The organism is Streptomyces sp. NPDC057486, assembly GCF_042802415.1.
Taxonomy (GTDB): Bacteria; Actinomycetota; Actinomycetes; order Streptomycetales; family Streptomycetaceae; genus Streptomyces; species Streptomyces yanii.
Genome location: NZ_JBHVEE010000303.1, coordinates 1 through 2,118, shown reverse-complemented (window position 1 = coordinate 2,118; position 2,118 = coordinate 1). Strand labels below are relative to the sequence as shown.

2 protein-coding genes are annotated in these 2,118 nt (G+C 68.2%); one reads left to right on the top strand and one right to left on the bottom strand.

Going from position 1 to position 2,118, the window contains the following annotated elements; translation table 11 throughout:
- The first annotated feature begins 109 nt into the window (after positions 1-109).
- The gene (locus tag ACFU6I_RS48480; RefSeq protein ID WP_384380952.1) at positions 110-1,009 is read left to right on the top strand and encodes a GNAT family N-acetyltransferase; all 900 of its coding nucleotides are present in this window, start codon (positions 110-112) and stop codon (positions 1,007-1,009) included.
- Positions 1,010-1,033: 24 nt separating this feature from the next.
- Here the strand turns inward: ACFU6I_RS48480 and ACFU6I_RS48475 are convergent, their stop codons facing one another.
- Positions 1,034-2,113 (bottom strand): IS630 family transposase, encoded by a 1,080-nt coding sequence (locus ACFU6I_RS48475; RefSeq protein WP_384380955.1) that lies wholly within the window; start codon positions 2,111-2,113, stop codon positions 1,034-1,036.
- Positions 2,114-2,118 lie beyond the last annotated feature (5 nt).

Here is a 2,118-nt window from a genome sequence, read left to right as displayed (position 1 = left end):
TGGGTAATCGACATGCGGTCTGGCATCCGTCTTCTCGAACGTCGGTCAACGTCTCGGTGAAGGCTGAAGCCTCTGGCCCCGCACATGGTTCTCTGACTAAAGTCAGAGAATGGACACGGTGCAGATCGACCAGGTGCGGCAGTTCAACCGCACCGTCACCGAACGTGTGGGCGTGCTCCACGACCACTACCTAGGCCGCGACCGGCCCATCGGTGAAGCCCGGCTGCTCTGGGAGATCGGTGAGGAGGGCCAGGACGTGCGGCAACTGCGCGAGCACCTCGCGCTCGACTCCGGGTACGTCAGCCGGCTGCTGCGCTCCCTGGAGGCCGACGGCCTGGTGACGGTGGAGCCGCAGCCCCGGGACAGGCGGGTGCGCACCGTCCGGCTCACCGATGCGGGCCGCGCTGAGCGCGCGGTGCTCGATGGCCGCAGCGACGAGCTGGCCAGCTCTCTCCTGGAGCCGCTCAACACGGCCCAGCGCGCCCGGCTGACCGCCGCCATGGCCGAGGTCGAACGGTTGCTGACCGCCGCGACGGTCACGCTGGACGCGGTTGACCCAGACCACCCCGACGCCCAGCACTGCCTGCGGTCCTACTTCGCCGAGATTCAGGCACGCTTTGAGACCGGCTTCGACCCCGCGCGGAGCCTGCTGCCCGACGCGGGCGAACTCCGGCCACCGCGCGGCCTGTTCCTGGTTGCCCGGCTGCACGGCGAGCCCGTCGGCTGCGCCGGCCTGAAGCTGCCCCCCGGCGCCCCGGCCGAGATCAAACGCATGTGGGTCGCGCCCCGCACCCGGGGCCTCGGTCTCGGCCGCCGGTTCCTGACCGAGCTGGAGACTCAAGCCGCCCAGCAAGGCTGCGAGGTACTCCGCCTGGACACCAACAAGGCGCTCACCGCGGCGATCGGTCTCTACCACTCCAGCGGCTTCCAGGAGGTCGCTGCCTTCAACGACGAGCCGTATGCCCACCACTGGTTCGAGAAGCGGATCAGCACACCACCGTTGGGATGAGGGCCCAGGTGGACCGGCGGCTTGTCAGGCGGCTCTGGCCGGGTAATCGGTCCATGACCGGATCGGTGAGTCGGGCGCGAGGTTCGTCTTCGGTTCCGCGCGGGTGTTGTGCCAACGGACGTAGGCGGCGATGGCGGCGTTCTGCTCATCGTGGCTGCGATGGTCGGTGCCGTTGAGGGCGAAGTAGCGCAGGGCCGCGAACTCGGACTCGATCCAGTTCAGCCAGGAGCCGTAGGTCGGCAGGAAGACCAGCCCGATGTCGTTGTCAGCCGCCCAGGTGCGGACCTTGGCGTGCTTGTGCGGGGAGAAGTTGTCCAGCACCACATACAGCTTCTGCCCGGGCCAGCGGGCGCGCAGGGCCTTGAGAAGGCCGAGGAACTCGCGCCACCGCTTGCGCGGGCGAATGCGGTAATACAGCTTGCCGGTGGCCAGATCGAGGGCGGCGAGCATCTGCCGCACGCCGCCGTAGCGGTTGTAGGTGGCCCGCAGCCTGCGCGGACGCCTCACCGGCCCCCACGCCTTGCCCTTGCGGGGCATCAGGTTCAGCGGCCCGAACTCATCGACGCATATCACCCGCCCGTCGGCGAGCGGGGTGTCATACAGCGCCAGGACGCGGTGCATCTTGGCAATGAACTCCGGGTCGGTGGACGCCTTCCAGGTGGTGGTGGTCTTCCAGGAGACCTTGCCGGCGCGCAGGATCCGGCGCAGGGTCTCCCGGCTGATGGCCGCGGTCACCTTCTGCTTGACGAGGTGGTCGGCGAGCTTGCTCAGGCTCCAGGTGGAGAACGCGGTGATCTTCCAGTCGGCGGGGGACGTCCGGGCGATCAGGCAGATATGCTCGCGCACCTCGTCATTGATCGTCTTGGGGCGTCCCCCGCTCCATTTTGGGTCCAGCGCGTCCAGCCCCTGCCCGTTGAAGGCGTGGATGACATCGCGGACGTATTCCTCGCTGACCTGCATCAGCACGGTGATGTCCTTGACCGTCTGGCCCTGGGCGGACATCAGCACCACGATCGCCCGACGAAGTTTCACCGGGTCCTTCGCCCTCCGGCTGATTCTCTGCAGCTTCCGGCCCTCCTCCATGCTCACCGGCCGGACGAACACACTCG